Below are 18,691 nucleotides of genomic sequence, written 5' to 3' on the forward strand. Positions count from 1 at the left end.
CTCAATCCATCCGGTCCCCTCTGCCCATACAGCTTCCCAAAACACAGGCAGGTAGCCTCCTCTAGACTACTTAGTCACCTCACCACTGTCAAGGGATTTTAGCTGACATGGTAACGTAGGAATAATTGGTATTAATCTTATCCGCTGATTTTGATTCAAAAAATCAAATTGCACCGCTTGATTCAACCACAACCTAAGCAGTGCAATAGCGTAATCCGGCTTCCACCAATAAAAAGCCTGACCTCAGTTTACGCTGAAGCTTCAGATGCCTTTTTGCGACGCACAAAATAGAATGCAGCGCCGCCACCAGCAACTAGGACTAATACAGCAATTTCCATCACGCCAAGACCGCCGCCATGACTGCCATGACCGCCACCTTTACCAACGCCTAATGGAATTTTAACGATTGTTTTGACATTGCCTGCGTCATCTTTTCTTTCCAGTTGTACTGCGTACTGACCTACTTCCTGAATATTGGCAGCTACCACAATAATTCCGGAGCTATGCTTTTGAGCAGGCATATAAACAAGACCATGTTCTGCAGCAGCATGTCCTGCGTGCTCGTCATGATTCATTCCTTCGTGTCCTGCATGATCGCCGGCATCCGCTGCATTTTGCTCCGCCGGTGCAGCTGGCTTGGCACCATGGCCTTCATGTCCATCCTTAACCAAGCGAACTGCCAAAGGAATTTCGCGTGCTTCATGTGGTAATTCAATGGTCAAATTCACCTTGCCGGTATTTGGCAGATTCTCGCAGAATGAATGCATCGGTGGTATGCCGCCTTCCGGTACTTCGTACGCGCTGAATGTCACCGGAAATTCACCGGTTTTGATCGTACAACCGCCAGCATCGTGATGACCTTCGTGAGCGAGCATTAACTGCGCATACGACGGTAGCGCTATAAAAGATGCCAATACTGCACCACCAAATTTTGCTACCCAACTACTTTTAGAAACTACCTTCATATTTTCTCCAATTGATTATCTATATGCCTGTTACTCATTTATGTATGCCCAGAAATTTCGCCCGAACAACTTAGCCAAGGATTGTATAACAAAAAATTTAGAATATTAATCGAAATGAAAACTTTTCGCCGTTCAGCTGCCGGATAACCGCTCATCCAGAAGCTCAATCCAGTGCTTGACTGATAATGTGGTACCGGTCTGCAAATGCATCAAACAACCGATATTCGCGGTGGCTATCTGATCAGGTTTACCCGATTCCAGTGCTGTCACTTTATTTTTCAGCAGCTGCTGCGAAAGCTCCGGTTGTAGGATTGAATATGTGCCCGCCGAGCCGCAACACAGATGCGCATTGGGCACAGCAGTCAAATCAAAACCGGCGCTGTGCAGAATTTTCTCGACCACGCCGCGAATCTGCATGCCGTGCTGCAACGTACAGGGAGAATGAAACGACAATTTGGTCTTTCCAGCCTTAATACGCTGCTGAGCGAGCAATTGCTCAATCTTATCCAATTCCGCATGAACGATTTCGCCAATGTCTTTAGCAAGGGCCGAAACCTTAGCGGCTTTCCCGGCATAAACCAGATCATGCTGCAAAAAATGTCCGTATTCTTTCACGGTCACGCCGCAACCGCTGGCAGTGACCACAATCGCGTCGACTTCAGCCCGCTCCACCCATGGCCACCAGGCATCGATATTACGGCGCATGTAATCGAGTCCGTCCTGCTGCGCATTTAGATGAAAAGCCACGGCCCCGCAGCACCCGGCATTCTCAGCTTTCATTAACGAAATGCCCAGATGATCCAGTACACGCGCGGTGGCGGCATTAATATTAGGCGCCAATGACGGTTGCACACACCCCTCTAACACCAGCATTTTCCGGGCATGACGCGACTCAGGCCAGGCTTTGGCGGAACTGAGTTTAGGCGGAATTTTTCTTTTTAAACTCTGCGGCAAAAACGGCCGCACAAGCTGACCTGCCTTGAACAAAGTATTAAATACCCAAGCATTGGGCAGTACTTTCCGCAATGTAAAGCGCAACACTTCCGATTGCGTGTCGCGTTTCACTTGTTGTTCAACCATAGCGCGGCCGATGTCGACCAAAGCGCCATAGCGCACACCAGACGGGCACGTCGTCTCGCACGCGCGGCACGTCAAACACCGGTCCAGGTGCAATTGGGTTTTCTGTGTAACCGGCTGTCCTTCGAGCATCTGTTTCATCAAATAAATACGCCCGCGCGGACTATCCAGCTCATCGCCCAGAATCTGATACGTCGGACAGGTTGCCAAGCAGAAACCGCAATGCACGCAACTGCGCAAAATGGCATCGGCTTCCTGCCCTTGTGGAGAATTTTTTATAAAATCAGCAAGCTTGGTTTGCATTTAAATCTCGGAATAGAGTCGCCCGGGATTGAGAATCCCTGATGGATCAAATTTTTCTTTCAGCGCGCGATGGATTTTCATCATGCCGGAAGGTAAAGGATGGAATACGGAAATACCTGATTTATTATGACGAAACAACGTGGCATGACCGCCTGCCTCTTTCGCGGCGGCACGAATAGCTTCCGCGTCTTCTCCGTCATCAGTACTCAGCCAGCGCAAGCCGCCATTCCATTCCAGCAACTGTCTCCCTGCCAACAATAAAGACGGCGTTGTTGATTTGATCGATAAACGCCACAGCGGTTTGTCCGGCTGAAAAAAGCCATGCGTATGTTCTCTCACCGATCGCCAAAAAACCATATCATCCACCAGCGTTTCTCCGCCCAATTTCACTTGGGCCGCGCGCACTGCCGGTTCGGCGCCGGAAAGTCTGACAAATAATTGGCCATCGGCAAAACACGTTGCAGAAACCGGCAACGGTTTGCCAGCCCATTGGTTCATTTTCTCAATTGCAGCCGCTTCATCCATAGCCATGCATAGCGTCGTTTCAATCGCCGGTTTGGGCAAAACTTTCAGCGAAACTTCGAGCAAAACACCCAGCGTGCCCATCGATCCCGCCATCAACCGGGAAACATCGTAACCGGCGACATTTTTCATCACCTGTCCGCCAAAATGCAAATCCTCGCCTTTCCCATCAAGCAACCGCACACCCAACACGAAATCACGCACACTACCGGCCGCAGCACGGCGCGGACCGGATAGCCCCGCAGCAACGCAGCCCCCCAGCGTGGCAGCCGAACCGAAATGCGGTGGTTCGAATGCCAGCATCTGGCCATGTCGATCAAGCTCGACTTCCAGATCGGCCAGCCGCGTTCCGGCGCGTGCGGTAATCACCAGCTCGGTCGGTTCGTAATCCACGATGCCGTTGTAATCGGTCATATCCAGCAACGTGCTGTTTTGTTCTGCTGCCGGATTACCGTAAAAGTCCTTGGTGCCGCCGCCGCGTATTCGCAGCGGGGTTTTGGACTCAGCCGCAGCGCGAATAACTGCCTGGTATTGATCAATCGTGGTTTGCATGGCATTCAAAAGCGCGGCAATTCTGCAAATTTTTGCTCGCCGCGATGCACATGCATCGCGCCCATTTCCGCGCAACGGTGTAATTCAGGCACAGCCTTGCCCGGATTGAGCAAACCCGCCGGATCGAACGCCGCTTTCACGGCATGGAACATGGCCAGTTCTCCGGCTCCGAATTGTGAACACATCTGATTGATTTTCTCCATCCCCACGCCATGCTCTCCGGTGATCGTGCCACCGGCATGAATGCACATTTCCAGTATCTTGCCGCCGAATTCCTCGGTTCTTTCCAACTCGCCCGGTTTGTTCGCATCGTACAAAATCAGCGGATGCAAGTTGCCGTCCCCGGCATGAAACACATTCATGCAGCGCAATCCATATTCCTGTGAAAGTTCTTCGATGCCGCGCAGCACATCGGCCAGACGCTTACGCGGAATGGTGCCGTCCATGCAGTAATAATCCGGCGAAACCCGGCCCGCTACGGGAAACGCTGCTTTACGGCCGGCCCAGAACTTAAGCCGCTCGGCTTCATTATTCGACGTACTGATGTTGGTCGCGCCGCTTTGCTGCATGATGGCATGAATCCGCCGGATTTCATCCGCCACTTCCTCGGTGCTGCCGTCCGATTCGCATAATAAAATCGCCTCGGCATTCAAATCATAACCGGCATGCAGAAATTCCTCTACCGCATGGATCGTAATCTTATCCATCATTTCCATACCGGCGGGAATAATGCCCGCGCCGATGACACTCGCCACCGCACTGCCCGCTTTCTGCACATCGTCGAACGCCGCCATCACCAATTGCGCTTTTTCCGGTTTGGGAATCAGCTTGACGGTAATCTCCGTAACGATACCCAGCATGCCCTCGGAACCGGTCATCAGCGCCAGCAAATCATAGCCCGCGCTATCCAGGCTATCGCCGCCGATCTCCAGGCACTCGCCGTCGATGGTCAGCACCCGCAATTTGAGAATATTATGCACGGTCAGGCCGTATTTCAGGCAATGCACTCCACCGGAATTTTCCGCGACGTTGCCGCCGATCGAACAGGCGATTTGCGACGAAGGATCGGGCGCGTAATACAAACCATACGGCGCCGCCGCTTCGCTAATCGCCAGATTGCGCACACCGGGCTGCACGCGCGCGGTACGTGCCAGCGGATCGATGGCGATAATCTGTTTCAGTTTCGCCAGTGACAGCAAAACACCTTGCGCGTGCGGCAGCGCGCCGCCCGATAAGCCGGTACCCGCGCCGCGCGCCACCACTGGCGTTTGAGTCGCATAGCAAAGCTGCAAAATTTTGACGATTTGCTCTTCCGTTTGCGGCAACACCACGATCATCGGCAATTGCCGGTACGCGGACAAACCGTCGCATTCGTACGGTTTCAAATCCTCGGTTTCATGCAACACCGCGTCAGGCGGCAAAAAAGACCGTAGTTGATTGACAAGTTGTTGAGCAGACATACGATTATTCTGAGTGTTTTTTAATTTCGTGGTTGGCCAGTTTTTCCAGCATTTTAACAATGGCGGAATTATCCCATGTTGCGCCGCCGTGCGCGAGACAAGCGGAAAACAATTCGCGCACCGCCGCCGTTGTCGGCAGACTCACGCCCAATTCGGCGGCGCTTTGCAACGCAATATTCAAATCTTTATGGTGCAACTCGATGCGAAATCCCGGCTCAAAACGCCGTTCGATCATGCGTTGGCCATGCACTTCTAGCGCCTTCGATGCGGCAAACCCGCCCAGCAACGCTTGCCGCACCTTGGCCGGATCGACGCCGGCCTTGGACGCGAACAGCAACGCTTCGGCCACCGCTTCGATCGCCGACGACACCACGATCTGATTGGCAACCTTGCACACCTGCCCGGCGCCGACATCGCCGATATGCGTCACCGTTTTGCCCATCAACTCCAGCACCGGTTTGATGGTTTCAAATCCCGCCGCGCTCGCACCCACCATAATCGTCAACGTGGCATTCTGTGCCCCCACATCGCCGCCGGAAACCGGCGCATCGACATAATCGTGCCCGAGTGCATTCAGCCGCACGGCAAATTCGCGCGTCGCTAGCGGCGAAATCGAACTCATGTCGACGATGATTCGCTTCCGATCGGGATCGGCTTGCAACCCCTCGGTCACACCGTCTTCGCCAAACAGCACCTTCTCCACATCCGGCGTATCCGGCAGCATGGTAATAATCAAATCCGCATGCTGCGCAACCTTTTTGGGCGACGATACCGCACTGCCGCCCAGCTCGACCAACTCCGCCGGTACACCGCTGCGCGAGTGCAAAAACAGACGGTGCCCGCCTTTGATCAAATGCCCCGCCATGGGCTTGCCCATGATGCCGAGGCCGATGAAACCGATAGTGGTCATAGTTGTCATTTTTTATTTAAGAAATTCCGCATGATGGTGGATGAAGCTACGCTCATCCACCCTACAAATCCAAACCCAATAAACCAAAACCCGCAGGGACTCCGCCCCTGCATCCCGCAAATATCAAAGATCAAAAATCTTTGGCGATGCGAAAACCGAAGATGTCGTATGCATCATCGGGTTTAAATCCAAGACGGATGGTCGACCGCAGACCCTGCGATTCATTGACACACGATCCGCCTCGCACTATCCGGCGATTACAATCGCTGCCATCTCTTTTCAGCCACACCGAGCCATCTGCTGGTGCACCACTATAGTTATCATGCCAGCAATCCTGCACCCATTCCCACACATTCCCTGCGGTATCATACAATCCGAATGCATTCGCCTTGAACGATCCCACTGGCGCGGTTTGTTGGTTATCCCATTGACTGCCGCAGCCATCGCATACTGCATTATTTTTGCCGATATCATCGCCCCACCAATAGCGGGTTTGCGTGCCGGCACGTGCGGCGTATTCCCATTCCGCCTCCGTCGGTAGCCGGTATTGCTTACCGGTTTGCTTGGATAACCATTGCACATAGTCATGCGCATCGTGCCAGGACACATTAATCACCGGCCGTTTGCTTCGTCCCCAGCCATGATCATCCGGCAATGTGCGCTGAGTCGCTTTGGCAAACGCATCGTATTCATCGAACGTTACCGGGTATTTGCCGATTTCAAACTCGTAACCGATGGTAACCTCATGAATCGGTCGTTCACCTGGGTAATCATCAGATCCCATCAGAAATTTTCCTGCAGGAATACGCACCATTTCGGGTTCGAAAGGCAATCTTGCTTCTGGCAGTTTTACTTCCAGTGATTGTGCAATATCAGTAACACTAGATGACTTAGAAGTTGCATTGGCTTGCAAATCTTTTTCCAAAACGCGAATGAGTTTATTAACATCCTCATGAAATCGCCGGTCGTTGATTTCATGCGCTTGCCGCCGCGCTATCGCCGCCAAGCTTCCTGGCAGTCGTGACGAATTGGGCACATTGGCACCACCCACCAGTAGCGGGATCAAGCGGATCTTGCGTGCCAGCAAAGCTTCGATTTCCAGCCGCACCCAATCTTCGGGATTATCCAAGCGCCGTTGCCCGTTGGCATCGGTAATATCCAGCCACTGTTTGCCGATCAACGCCACAGCAACCTGCACCGCTTTCAGTTTTTCCTGAATGACTTCGACGAAATCTTCACCCGGTTCGATCTGATCGATGTCCATGAACACATGGTCATGGCCGAAATGACCAGCCAGCCGGTCATACAACCAGCCTGCGTACCCTCCGTTATCGTCGCGGCGGTAATTGATGAAAATTTTGGCCATGAAGCGGAGTGATCGAATGTTGTTTTTCAAACCGGCAATCATACTGGCAATCGATTTTGCCGGGCAAAAAATGTGCGGATGACAATTCAAAATTACTGCATGAATTTACAGTTCTGGCAGCGATCAGCGTATTCCCAGACTCTCATTAGATACTTTAAATTGCAGTAGAAATACCCTGATTTGACATGATTAATGGTTGTGCCATCGTGAGAAATCTTGTAAATTGACTGTCATCGATCACATCGAATCTTTATGATCTTGTTGATTCTTATGAATAAAAAATCAATATCGCTACTCCGCAGCGGCTTCGTCCTCGGCTTTTGCGCCGGTCTTTTTCTGTTGAGCGGTTGCCAGTCGCTACCGACGCAACAAGTGGCTGTACCGGCGCCGGTGGTCAAGCCTTTACCTATTCCGGTCGCCAGTCACGAATTCAGTTTTGATGCTGCACGCAACGATGTCGTCGGCACCTTGCAAGTGGTCACGGCCGGTAAAGATGACACGTTGTCTGACATCGCACGGCGCTTCAATCTGGGTTACGAAGAAATCGTCAGCGCCAATCCCGGTGTCGATCCGTGGCTGCCGAAAGCGGGCACGAAGATCATCATTCCCACGCAATTCGTGCTGCCGGATGCGCCGCGCCAAGGCATTGTCATCAATCTTGCTGCGATGCGGCTGTTTTATTACCCCAAAACCAAGCCCGGCAAACCACAGCGGGTAATCACGCATCCGGTCGGCATCGGCCGGGTGGAATGGAAAACACCCGTGGGGATGACACGCGTCGCTTCGAAAGTCGAAAATCCGAGCTGGATTCCAACACCTTCGATCCGCCGCGAGCACGCCAAAAATGGCGACCCGTTACCGGCCGTGGTGCCGCCCGGGCCGGATAATCCGATGGGTACGCATGTATTGAAACTCGATTGGCCGAGCTACGCCATTCACGGTACCGATAAGCCGCCCAGCATCGGCCTGCGCGGAAGCCACGGTTGCCTGCGCATGTACCCGGAAGATATTGTGTACATCTACCAGAATGTCCCCGTCGGCACGCCGGTTCGCATCGTCAATCAACCGCGCTTGCTCGGCTGGCGCGATAACAAGCTGTATCTGCAAGCGTATTCCATCTTGGAAGATGACAAACGCAATCACGCCAACCTGTTCAAGAAATCATTGACCACCGTGCGCGCGACACCGAAAGGAAAACGCGATGGGCGGCGTCAGGCCAAGATCAATCAAGCGCTGCTGGATGAAACGATCCGCACGCCCCGCGCCACCGCCACGCCGATCACCCAGCCGCAGTTGACGCTGCAAGCCTATCTGGATCGCGCCACGCGGGTGCAGAACACCCTACCGTTCAATGCCACTTGGGATGGCGACATGAGCAGGCAGCTTTCGGCAAACGATGTATTGGAAATGGCGAACGAGGAATCCACCCGGGTTCGATAGCAACAGCCCCCATCCCCCGTAAATCACACGTTAAACAGCAGAGGCGATACCGCCCCCGATTCTGTCACCCATGACAACACAAATATCCAGCACACCCGCCAATCATTCACCCATCCGCCTCATCATTCATGGCGGCGCGGGCGCGATCAAACGCAACCGCCTGACTGCGGAACGCGAACAGGCTTACCGGCAAGTGCTGGCAGAGTCGCTAACCGCTGGTCATGCCGTGCTCAAAGAGGGCGGCAGCAGTATCGATGCGGTGATTGCCGCGATTGTGGTCATGGAGGATTCGCCGTTGTTCAATGCCGGTAAAGGCGCGGTATTCAGTCACGAAGGCCGTAACGAGCTGGATGCATCGATCATGGACGGCGCTACACGCATGGCGGGCGCGATTGCCGGGGTCACCACGATCCGCAATCCGATCCGCGCCGCGCATGCGGTCATGACGCAAAGCAAACATGTGATGCTGATCGGCCAGGGCGCGGAGACTTTCGCTGCCGGGCATGGCACGGAAATCGTCGATTCATCCTATTTCTACACACAGCACCGCTGGGATCAGCTACAAAAAGCCATCGCGAAAGAACAAGTGGTGCGCGATCACGACATGGATTCCGGCACGCCGTCGCCCGATGGCGATGAGAAACACGGCACTGTCGGCGCCGTAGCGCTGGATCGCTGCGGCAATCTCGCCGCAGGCACTTCGACCGGCGGACTCACGAACAAGCGTTATGGACGCGTCGGCGATTCACCCATCATCGGCGCGGGCACTTACGCGGACAATCGTTCAGTCGCGGTATCCGCAACCGGCAGCGGCGAAATGTTCATCCAAACCGCAGCGGCGTTTAATACGGCGGCGCAGGTGCGGTTGCAACAAGTTCCTCTCGCCGAGGCTGCCGACCGTACACTCGCGGAAGTCGCCGCGCTCGGCGGCGACGGCGGTTTGATCGTGCTGGATGCGCAAGGCCGCTTCGCGATGCGTTTCAACACCAGCGGCATGTTCCGCGGCAGCATCGGGGACGATGGCATTGCGCGAACGGGTATTTTTCCAGATGACGTAGATTATTAGTCCGGTTCCCGCTCCAGACCGCAGCAATGCGGCACCACGTGTTCTACATCCGGTTTATGCAAAATTTCTCCAGTCACCGCATTGGGCCGGAACGTGGTGCATCCCTTCAAACCGAGATCGTAAGCTTGCCGGTACAAATCGAAAAAAGCCGCGAAGTCGTAATCCACTGGAACATTGATCGTCTTGGAAATCGCTTGATCGACGTACGGCTGAATTGCCGCCTGCATGCGCAAATGCTCGGCCGGTGCCAGTTCGTGCGCGGTGACAAAAGCCGGAGGAAAATCATCGCTGACGTGGTCCTTACGCCATAGAGCGACGGCATAATCGGTCACCGCATAATCCGCGTAACAGCCGTCGCGGTTCAATACCCGGCGCGTGTAATCACTGCCAAATACCGGTTCTAATCCGCTCGAAACATTGTTGGCCAGCAGACTGATGGTACCCGCCGGAGCGATGGCGGTCAGGTGGCTGTTGCGGATACCGTATTGCGCGATACCGCTGCGTATGGATTCCGGCAAAGTGCGCACAAAAGCGCCAGCCAAATATTTTTCCTTATGGAACAGCGGAAACGCGCCTTTCTCGCGCGCCAGTTCTATCGAAGCCTGATAGGCCGCGTGACAGATGCGCTGCATAACTTGCTGAGCGATTTGCACCGCTTCACTGCTACCGTAGCGGATTTGCAGCATGATCAGCGCATCGGCCAAGCCCGACAGGCCCAAACCGATGCGGCGCGAGCGGTGCGCCTGTTCAGCCTGACGGGTTAAGGGAAAATGCGAAACATCGATGACATTATCCAGCAGCCGTACGGCAGTTGCGGCTGTCGCCCCAATCGCATCGAAATCAAGCCACGCTTGCACGGTAAAAGGATCGCGTACGAATTGCGTGAGGTTGATCGAACCCAGATTGCAAGCACCGTACGACGGCAGCGGCACTTCGCCGCACGGATTGGTGGCTTGAATCGTTTCGCAGTAATACAGATTATTCAGCCGGTTGATGCGGTCGATGAACAACATGCCCGGTTCGGCGTAGTCGTAGTTGGCCTGCATGATTTTCTGCCATAACGTACGCGCCCGGATGCGTTTGTACACCTTGCACGGCACCGGATCATCGCAACCCGGCCAGGCACGCATGAGCAGCTCGCCACCGGCTTCACTTTCATTCGCAGGAAAAACCAGCAGCCAATCTTCGTCGCGGCTGATGGCGGCCATGAACGCATCGCTAACGAGCACGGAAACATTAAAATGCCGCAACTGACTGCGATCCTGCTTGGCGGCGATGAATTCCTCGATATCCGGATGATCGCAACGCAACGTACCCATCATCGCACCGCGCCGCGCGCCGGTCGACAGGATGGTCGCGCACATGCTGTCCCAGATGCGCATGAACGAAACCGGCCCGGAAGCTACCGACCCTACACTGGCGGCTGGCACGCCGCGTGGCCGCAACGTCGAGAAATCATAACCAACCCCGCCGCCCTGCTGCATCGTCAACGCGCCTTCCTTGAGCGCGTCAAAAATGCCGTCCATCGAATCAGCAATCATCCCCATCACGAAACAATTGAACAACGTCACCTGATGTGCAGTGCCCGCTCCGGCTTGAATCCGCCCGCCGGGAAGAAATTTAAAATCGCGCAGAATGCTGTAAAAACGCGCCTGCCAATCATCCGGATTTTTCTCCGGCACGGCCAGCGCCTTCGCGACGCGCTGCCAAGTGTCTTCGACGCAAGTATCCAGGGCGACACCGTGCTCATAGTGGCGGTATTTGGTATCCCAGATGTGCTGCGCGATGGGGGGGGTGGAATAAGATTCTTTCATGAATTTCAGGATAGCATCGAATTAATCTGAAATATACGTCGCCCGAAATGATAAAGTTATCAATCGCTCCTCTATGATTTTTATCTCAAATCCGCTAGATAATAAAGAAACACAATGAAAAACCACCCAATAAAACCCGGCAGCAAGCTCGATCTGTCGCAATGTGATCCCGGTGATACCGGCGATTTCGAGAAAACCACGCAAGGTAAGGAAGACGCCAAAGTGGTCACGGAAAAATTGATCGGCAAGCTGGATGAATTACAGGAGCGTTTGTTCGCCAACGGCAACCGCGCGTTGCTGGTCGTGCTACAGGGCATGGATACCAGCGGCAAGGATGGCGTCATCAAGCATGTGATGTCGGGCGTCAATCCGCAAGGCTGCAAGGTGGTGACGTTCAAGACGCCATCGGCGGAAGAACTAAAGCATGATTTTTTGTGGCGCGTGCATCAGAAAGCGCCGGAGAAAGGCCAGATCGGTATTTTCAACCGTTCGCATTATGAAGATGTGCTGATCACGCGCGTGCATGGCTTGATTTCGGATAAGGTGGTGCAACAACGGTTTAACCAGATCAATGAATTTGAAGAACTATTGTCTGAAAGCGGCACGTGCATTCTGAAGTTTTTTCTGCATATTTCCAAGGATGAGCAGAAAAAACGACTGGAGGAGCGCATCAACAACCCGGAAAAACGCTGGAAATTCAACGAAGGCGACATCGAAGAACGTAAATTCTGGAAAAACTATATCGAAGCGTTCGAAGCCATGCTCAGCGCCACTAGCACCGATCTCGCGCCGTGGCATATCGTGCCGGCCAACTACAAGTGGTACCGCAATCTGGTTATTGCACAGCAGGTGGTCAATGCGCTGGAAAACATGAAACTGAAAACGCCGCCCGCACCCGCCGGAATCAATTTTGATACCTTGAAGATTGAGTAGTACAGTATCCGCTTCAGCCGCCGCCCGCAGCGGCATTATCCCAGTGAAAAGATTTTATGGAAATCGAGCTCAAGCTGGCTTTGCAGCCACGCCATGCGACCCGCATCCGGCGCCATCCCCTGTTGAACGCCAGCACACCGCAACAGCATGCACTGCTCAGCATTTATTTCGATACCCCGAAGTTTGATTTGATGCGGCGCGGCATCGCGTTGCGCGTACGCCGGGTGAACAATCAGTGGATTCAAACGTTGAAAGCCGAAGCACAATCGGTCGGCGCGTTGACGAGCCGGCCGGAATGGGAAATGGCCGTTGCAGACGGCAGCCATCCGGATTTCTCCGCATTGCCGCCAACGGCGCTGGATCTGCTCGCCGGAATCAAACTTAAGCGCATCGCACCGGTATTCACCACCGAGTTCCGGCGCACAACATGGCAAATCGGCGATGGTGCCACGCAAGCAGAAGTGGCGCTCGACACCGGCAAAATCTTCGCCGCTGAGTTATCGCGCGATATTTGCGAAGTGGAAATCGAACTCAAATCCGGTCCGGCGGAATTTTTATTTGATATTGCAACGCAATTGCTGCAGCAAGCGCCATTGCATATCGAACCGCGCAGCAAAGCGGAACGCGGTTATATCCTGTGCGGCGCGCTTAGTCCCAGTCCGGTCAAAGCCATCCGCCCGGACATCGGCCGGAACCAACCAGCGGGTGAAGCATGGCATGCCATGGTGCAAGCGGCGTTGGTGCAGTTATCCGCCAACGTACCTGGCTTTCTCGAACAAGCAGAGAACATCGAGTACCTGCATCAGCTGCGCATTGCGTTGCGCCGTTTACGTGGCGGTGCGCAATTGGCGAAATCGCTGGGACAGGAAATACCTGTTTGGGAACAACCGTTGCGCGCATTGACCCACGCACTGAATCCAGCGCGCGACTGGGATGTGTTTCACCAAGAAATGCTACCCGGCATCCTGCCTGTTCTGGCTACATCAGCCGAAAATACCGCCGTTTCCGAAACCGCATTGGCTTTGTTGCACAATACCGCTGCGCAAGCAAGGCAACGGGCGCAAGCATTATTGCTGGCACCGGCACTCACCCAGCTCATGCTCGACATCGGCCGCAGTCTTTTGATAGCACCGGTCAATGAACACATGCGCACTACCGGAACATGGGCTGAAGTCATACTGGAGAAACGCTGGCAGAAGCTGCGCACATGCTGTCGCGGTTTTGCCCGGCTGGATCCGGCGGAGCGCCATTTTGCGCGTATCGCCGCCAAAAAAATGCGTTACTGCGTGGAAGCGTTTGCACCGCTATACGGAAAACGGGTGAATCGATTCTTGACCGCTTTGGCCGCTTTACAAGACGAATTGGGAATCGAGAACGACCGGCGTATCGCGCTGCAGTTACTGTACAAGCTACCGCATAAATCCGCCGCGCTCGGCTTTGAATTTGGCCGCCTCAGTGGCGTATTGGCATCCGAAGCCGCGCGGCATCCACGGTTATCTCCGGCCTTATGGCATCGCCTGGCGCGATCCAGATTGTTCTGGCATTAGTATCTAGCGATTAAGCGGATCATCCATGCGCATGCACCAGCCAGGCGGCAGCGCAGATCGATAGGATGCACGCCGTCAAGGCGGCATAGCCACTCCGGCGGTATTTCCGCGCCAGCAGGGCTTGCGGATACATCGAGATAATAAAAGGCCGCGACGGATTGTTTGGTTTCGCCATGATGCTGGTATCCGGCTCCAGTGCCAGCTCATCGTGGATCTGCTGCGCTGCGGCGTGCGCTTCAGATCGCGCCACTTCCCATTCTTGCTGGTCGATGTTGCCGTCCTTGTTGCTGTCGAACCGGTCCCGCAACGCGGCTTGATCCTTTTTCCAATCGTTGATCACATTGATCATCACGTCGCGCATTGATTTTTGTGTTGCAGCAGACCAGGTACTGAATTGCCCCAATATGTACAGCGGCTGCCCGGGCAGTATTAGCCACTCGCTGTAGCGGTAGTTGTTGGTCATGGCATGAACGATCGACTGGCTTTCCAGTATTTGCGTCCGGGTTGGCCATTCGCTATTGCCGTACCACACCAGTTTCTCGATACCGTTGATTTCCGCGTGATCCGGATCGACATAACAACTGCTGACGCCATCGGTGAGCCTGAAGCGGTGATCACTGGTATTGGTGTACACCACATTCCAGCGCGTTTGCGTGCGGCCTCTTTCGGTAAATGTCTCTTGCTGTGCAATTTCACTGCGGTACCAAAGACAAGGATGATTGGATAACGGCGCGTAAATCGGCCGGTCATCGATGAATTGCCCCTTTCCTTCCAGTTCAACATAACCCTGATGCGCCGAGCGTAATTTAGCAGTCGGCGTATCCTCAATAATGCGCAGCCGTTTCCAGTTATGCATAAAAAAATAAAAACCGGTCAATGCCGCAACGATCACCGCACCCAGCACATAGGGATAATCCTGCGGCGGGATCTCAGCCAGTATTTGATTCATGCGTCCTCCACGTCAACCAAACAGCTTGCCGATATTGACATCCTGCTTATCGGTATCGCTGAATTCCAGCAGATCGCGCGGTTTGAATTTAAACCAATTGGCGATGATGACATCGGGGAACTGCTCGATGCGCACGTTGTTGATTTTGACGGCTTCGTTGTAGTATTCGCGGCGGTCGGCGATGCTGTTTTCCAATCCGCTGATGCGCGCCTGCAAGTGGCGGAATTTCTCGCTGGCTTTCAACTCGGGATAGTCTTCCGCGACGGCAAACAGATTGCCCAATCCCATGCGCAGCATATTTTCCGCCGCGCCCAGCGCACCGATATTACCGGTTTCCCGCGCGCTAGCGACCTGCGAGCGCGCCGCAATCACTTGCTTCAGCGTTTCCTGCTCAAAACCCATATACTGCTTGCAGGTCTCCACCAGCTTGGGCAGTTCATCATGGCGCTGCTTCAAAAGAATATCGATATTCGACCATGCCTGCGATACGCTGTGCTTAATATCCACCAAACTGTTATACAGCATGATGCCGTACACAAACACGATGGCAAATCCCGCCAGGAAAATATAAATCATGATATCCAACGTCACACCTCCTGTTAGTTACATTGCTGCAATATACAGCACCGATAATCCGGGAAGCCGTTTGAAAAGATGCCGGTAGTGGCTTTATTTCCTCCTATTGCCGCCATTATCTGGCCGAGCTTCGACGAATGCTATTGACGGGCGATACTGCGCTTCTCTATGCTAACCGGCTTTAAGAATACAATCCGTATGTATCAGGAGTCATCAATGAGTGTCTGCAAAGAATTAAACCCGTTAACCCAAGCAGCAGTGTTCGTTTCAATCATCCTGGGCTGTACCGGCGCTTCAGCACAAACGGGCGAAGCTCCGCCGCAACCGGAAAAAACCAAAACCGTCACGATGGTGGTCGGTGAACAAGGTCCCGATGGATGCGAGTTACTCGGCAAAGTGAAGGGTTCCTCGAAAGAAAATGAGAGCGGAGAGGACAATACCCCCTATGTGGACCGGCTGATCAAAGCCCGCAACAACTTAAGAAGCGAAGCGCAGCAACTGGGCGGCGACACCGTGCATATCATTTACTCCAATAACTCAGGACGGTATGAAATACCCGGGGGTGATAAGGAAATCATATTTGTCGGTAATGTGTATCGCTGCGAATAATCCTGAAACAATCCGCTGACAACTATTTCCATGCAGCGATACGCAAATGCAGAAAAATGTAAGTTATTATCCCGGCAGTAAGTTTTTGAACATGTGAGTAACTTGTCGTATAATTCCGACCAACTCAGCTCATTTATTGACATCCTATCCGGCATTCAATCCATTGTTAATCCCTCATGAAACCTTGCTGGCAATGCTAACTGCGAATGCGTAAGAATATTTCTGTGAATAAGGATTTATCCGGGCAGTTTTTTGCACCGACCAATTATTTTGACCTGACCAATACCGAACAGGGCAGGATCCTCCAATTTCAGCAAGAAATTCTTCAGTTGGTGGTCCTGGGAAATGACTACAAGGAAATTTGCGAGAAAGTCTGCTTGCTGATGGAGCAACTGCTGGATAACGCGGTGGCATCGGTCATGCTATTGGACAAGGAAAAGCAATGCATGAATGTGTTTGCCGCACCCAGTGTTCCCGAAGCGTGCATTGTGCAACTCAATGGCCTACGTCCGGGCCCGGGAGCCGGTTCCTGCGGCAATGCCGTTTTTCACCAGGAGCCGGTTTTTGTCGAAAGCACGCTGGACGATCCGCGCTGGCAGAATATCCGTCAACTGGCCATCGATTTCAATATCCTTTCCTGCTGGTCCATGCCGGTACGCAGCAAAGGCGGCGAATGCATCGGATCGTTTGCGCTGTCCAGTTTCGAACATCGCTTACCCAGCACTTTTCACCGCAAGTTGCTGGAAATCGGTTCATTTATTATCGGAATCGCTCTGGAACAAAAGAAAGTCAACGAGCAGTTATATCTTTCCAGCAAGGTTTTTGAAAACAGCACCGAAGCGATCATGATCGCGGATGCAAACAAGATCATCATCTCGATTAACAAGGCACTGCACAAAATAACCGGTTATGTGGATGAAGAGATCGTCGGAAAATCTGTAACCATCGTCACATCCATCAGGCACGGCAGCAATTTTTTTCAGAAAATCTGGCAAAGCGTCAAGCAGCATAACCACTGGTATGGCGAAATCTGGAATCGCCATAAACAGGGGCGGGAGTATCCAGCGTGGTTCAATGTAATTCCGGTACGCAGCAAGGACGGCCGGATCAGCTATTACCTGATCAACTTTTCCGATATCACCAGCAAGAAAAAATCAGATGAAATTATCTGGCGGCAAGCCAATTACGATTCACTGACCGGATTACCGAACCGCAATATGTTCTACGACCGGTTGAATCATGACATTAAAAATGCAGCCCGTATCGGCGCTGGATTGGCGGTGTTGTTTATCGATCTTGACCGCTTCAAGGAAGTAAATGATTCATTGGGGCATAGCGTGGGCGATGCGCTGCTGGCGGAAGCAGCAAAGCGGCTAAGCAGCTGCGTGCGGGAAACCGACACCGTGGCGCGCCTGGGCGGAGACGAATTTACCATCATCCTGAACGGGATCAGCGAGCAACGCAGCGCCGAAAAGATCATGCAAATGATCCTAATGGAATTGGCCAAACCGTTTCATCTCAATACCAAGCAAGCCTATGTTTCCGCGAGTATCGGAGCCACGTTTTTCCCCGATGATGCAAATAACGTTGAAATATTGATGAAGAATGCCGACCAAGCCATGTATGCCGCCAAAAACAATGGCCGCAACTGCTGGAGCTGTTTCACATCGAATATGCGCGCGGCAACCGAAATCCGTTCGAGAACCGCGTACGAATTGCGCAGCGCACTACGGGATCAGCAACTCTATTTGCTATACCAACCCATCGTGGAACTGGCAACCGGCAACGTCTACAAAGCCGAAGCCTTAATCCGCTGGCAGCACCCGGAACGGGGCACTGTATATCCGGGGGAATTTATCAGCATCGCGGAAGAAACCAATCTCATCACCGACATCGGCGATTGGGTTTTCAAACAAGCGGTCAATCAGGTCGCCCTCTGGCAAACCAATTTCAACGCCGGTTTTCAGATCAGCATCAATAAGTCACCCAAGCAATTCATCAGCAAAATGAGCGATTGGGTCAACCATCTCAATGAACGCGGCTTGGACGGACAAAGTATCATCGTTGAAATCACCGAAAACTTGCTGCTCGATGTGCACGAATTGGTGGTAAAACAATTATTAAATTACCGCGATGCGGGTGTTCAGGTAGCTATCGATGATTTCGGCACGGGTTATTCCTCACTGTCCTATCTGAAGAAATTCGACATTGATTATCTCAAAATCGACCGTTCATTCATTTCCAACCTGGACAGCAAATCCAACGACAGAATCCTGTGCGAAGCAGTTATTACAATGGCGCACCGCCTGGGCATGAAGGTAATTGCCGAAGGCGTCGAAACCGATTTGCAAAAAGAATTATTGACTTCTATGGGCTGCGATTTCGGGCAAGGTAATTTTTTCAGCAAGCCGATGACTGCCGATAAATTTGAAACACTCCTTCTACAATAGAAACAAATCCGCTAGTATCTCGTCTCCGTCCTTCAACGATTCTGCTGAAAACCGGATAAGAAAGATAAAAAACGTTTCTCCTGTAAGTAATTGTCTGCAATTAAGCATTTTGCTTATTCAACAAAATCGATCAAAGTGCTAATGTTAATTTT

General features: G+C 52.9%; 15 protein-coding genes. 6 read left to right on the forward strand and 9 right to left on the reverse strand.

Features of this window, described 5'->3' with window-relative positions; translation table 11 throughout:
- Positions 1-248: 248 nt before the first annotated feature.
- The 6 genes from BLU57_RS10240 to BLU57_RS10265 all read right to left on the reverse strand — a co-directional run bounded on the left by BLU57_RS10240 (position 249) and on the right by BLU57_RS10265 (position 7,155).
- Positions 249-965, reverse strand: a complete 717-nt coding sequence (locus tag BLU57_RS10240) for a hypothetical protein (RefSeq protein ID WP_090320214.1) — start codon at positions 963-965, stop codon at positions 249-251.
- A gap of 132 nt (positions 966-1,097) precedes the next feature.
- Entirely contained in the window at positions 1,098-2,345 is a 1,248-nt protein-coding gene (glcF, locus tag BLU57_RS10245; protein WP_090320217.1) for a glycolate oxidase subunit GlcF, read from the reverse strand.
- Entirely contained in the window at positions 2,346-3,419 is a 1,074-nt protein-coding gene (gene glcE / locus BLU57_RS10250; protein ID WP_090320353.1) for a glycolate oxidase subunit GlcE, read from the reverse strand.
- A 5-nt stretch (positions 3,420-3,424) separates the two neighbouring features.
- Positions 3,425-4,879: an FAD-linked oxidase C-terminal domain-containing protein gene (locus tag BLU57_RS10255; RefSeq protein WP_090320220.1), complete on the reverse strand. Its 1,455-nt coding sequence runs from the start codon at positions 4,877-4,879 to the stop codon at positions 3,425-3,427.
- A gap of 4 nt (positions 4,880-4,883) precedes the next feature.
- Entirely contained in the window at positions 4,884-5,798 is a 915-nt protein-coding gene (locus BLU57_RS10260; RefSeq protein ID WP_442512591.1) for a 2-hydroxy-3-oxopropionate reductase, read from the reverse strand.
- 121 nt (positions 5,799-5,919) lie between these two features.
- Positions 5,920-7,155 (reverse strand): SUMF1/EgtB/PvdO family nonheme iron enzyme, encoded by a 1,236-nt coding sequence (locus BLU57_RS10265; RefSeq protein ID WP_176776417.1) that lies wholly within the window; start codon positions 7,153-7,155, stop codon positions 5,920-5,922.
- A gap of 270 nt (positions 7,156-7,425) precedes the next feature.
- On the opposite strand from BLU57_RS10265, the gene BLU57_RS10270 reads away from it, so the two are divergent.
- Together BLU57_RS10270 and BLU57_RS10275 are read left to right on the forward strand one after the other, a co-directional pair.
- The gene (locus BLU57_RS10270; RefSeq protein ID WP_256206231.1) at positions 7,426-8,595 is read left to right on the forward strand and encodes a L,D-transpeptidase family protein; all 1,170 of its coding nucleotides are present in this window, start codon (positions 7,426-7,428) and stop codon (positions 8,593-8,595) included.
- A gap of 70 nt (positions 8,596-8,665) precedes the next feature.
- Complete coding sequence (locus BLU57_RS10275) at positions 8,666-9,661, forward strand: isoaspartyl peptidase/L-asparaginase family protein (RefSeq protein WP_090320232.1); 996 nt, start codon at positions 8,666-8,668, stop codon at positions 9,659-9,661.
- On the opposite strand, the gene BLU57_RS10280 is transcribed toward BLU57_RS10275, so the two are convergent.
- A complete protein-coding gene (locus tag BLU57_RS10280; RefSeq protein ID WP_090320236.1) occupies positions 9,658-11,475 on the reverse strand; it encodes an adenosylcobalamin-dependent ribonucleoside-diphosphate reductase in 1,818 nt (605 codons plus the stop codon). The two genes, BLU57_RS10275 and BLU57_RS10280, sit on opposite strands and share 4 nt — an antisense overlap.
- Positions 11,476-11,589: 114 nt before the next feature.
- Between BLU57_RS10280 and BLU57_RS10285 the strand changes: the two genes are divergently transcribed.
- Together BLU57_RS10285 and BLU57_RS10290 are read left to right on the forward strand one after the other, a co-directional pair.
- Positions 11,590-12,408: a polyphosphate kinase 2 family protein gene (locus tag BLU57_RS10285; RefSeq protein ID WP_090320239.1), complete on the forward strand. Its 819-nt coding sequence runs from the start codon at positions 11,590-11,592 to the stop codon at positions 12,406-12,408.
- Positions 12,409-12,464: 56 nt separating this feature from the next.
- A complete protein-coding gene (locus BLU57_RS10290) occupies positions 12,465-13,955 on the forward strand; it encodes a CYTH and CHAD domain-containing protein (RefSeq protein ID WP_090320242.1) in 1,491 nt (496 codons plus the stop codon).
- A 19-nt stretch (positions 13,956-13,974) separates the two neighbouring features.
- Here the strand turns inward: BLU57_RS10290 and BLU57_RS10295 are convergent, their stop codons facing one another.
- Both BLU57_RS10295 and BLU57_RS10300 read right to left on the reverse strand, forming a co-directional pair.
- A complete protein-coding gene (locus BLU57_RS10295) occupies positions 13,975-14,904 on the reverse strand; it encodes a GIDE domain-containing protein (RefSeq protein WP_090320245.1) in 930 nt (309 codons plus the stop codon).
- A 12-nt stretch (positions 14,905-14,916) separates the two neighbouring features.
- Complete coding sequence (locus tag BLU57_RS10300; protein WP_176776419.1) at positions 14,917-15,480, reverse strand: LemA family protein; 564 nt, start codon at positions 15,478-15,480, stop codon at positions 14,917-14,919.
- A gap of 216 nt (positions 15,481-15,696) precedes the next feature.
- Here BLU57_RS10300 and BLU57_RS10305 point away from each other — a divergent pair, with 216 nt between their 5' ends.
- Together BLU57_RS10305 and BLU57_RS10310 are read left to right on the forward strand one after the other, a co-directional pair.
- Positions 15,697-16,089 carry a DUF4156 domain-containing protein gene (locus BLU57_RS10305; protein WP_090320251.1) on the forward strand — a complete coding sequence of 131 codons (393 nt, stop codon included), beginning with the start codon at positions 15,697-15,699 and terminating at the stop codon, positions 16,087-16,089.
- A gap of 206 nt (positions 16,090-16,295) precedes the next feature.
- Positions 16,296-18,539, forward strand: a complete 2,244-nt coding sequence (locus BLU57_RS10310; protein WP_090320253.1) for a bifunctional diguanylate cyclase/phosphodiesterase — start codon at positions 16,296-16,298, stop codon at positions 18,537-18,539.
- The last annotated feature ends 152 nt before the right edge of the window (positions 18,540-18,691 follow it).

The organism is Nitrosomonas oligotropha (assembly GCF_900106555.1).
Classification (GTDB): domain Bacteria; phylum Pseudomonadota; class Gammaproteobacteria; order Burkholderiales; family Nitrosomonadaceae; genus Nitrosomonas; species Nitrosomonas oligotropha_A.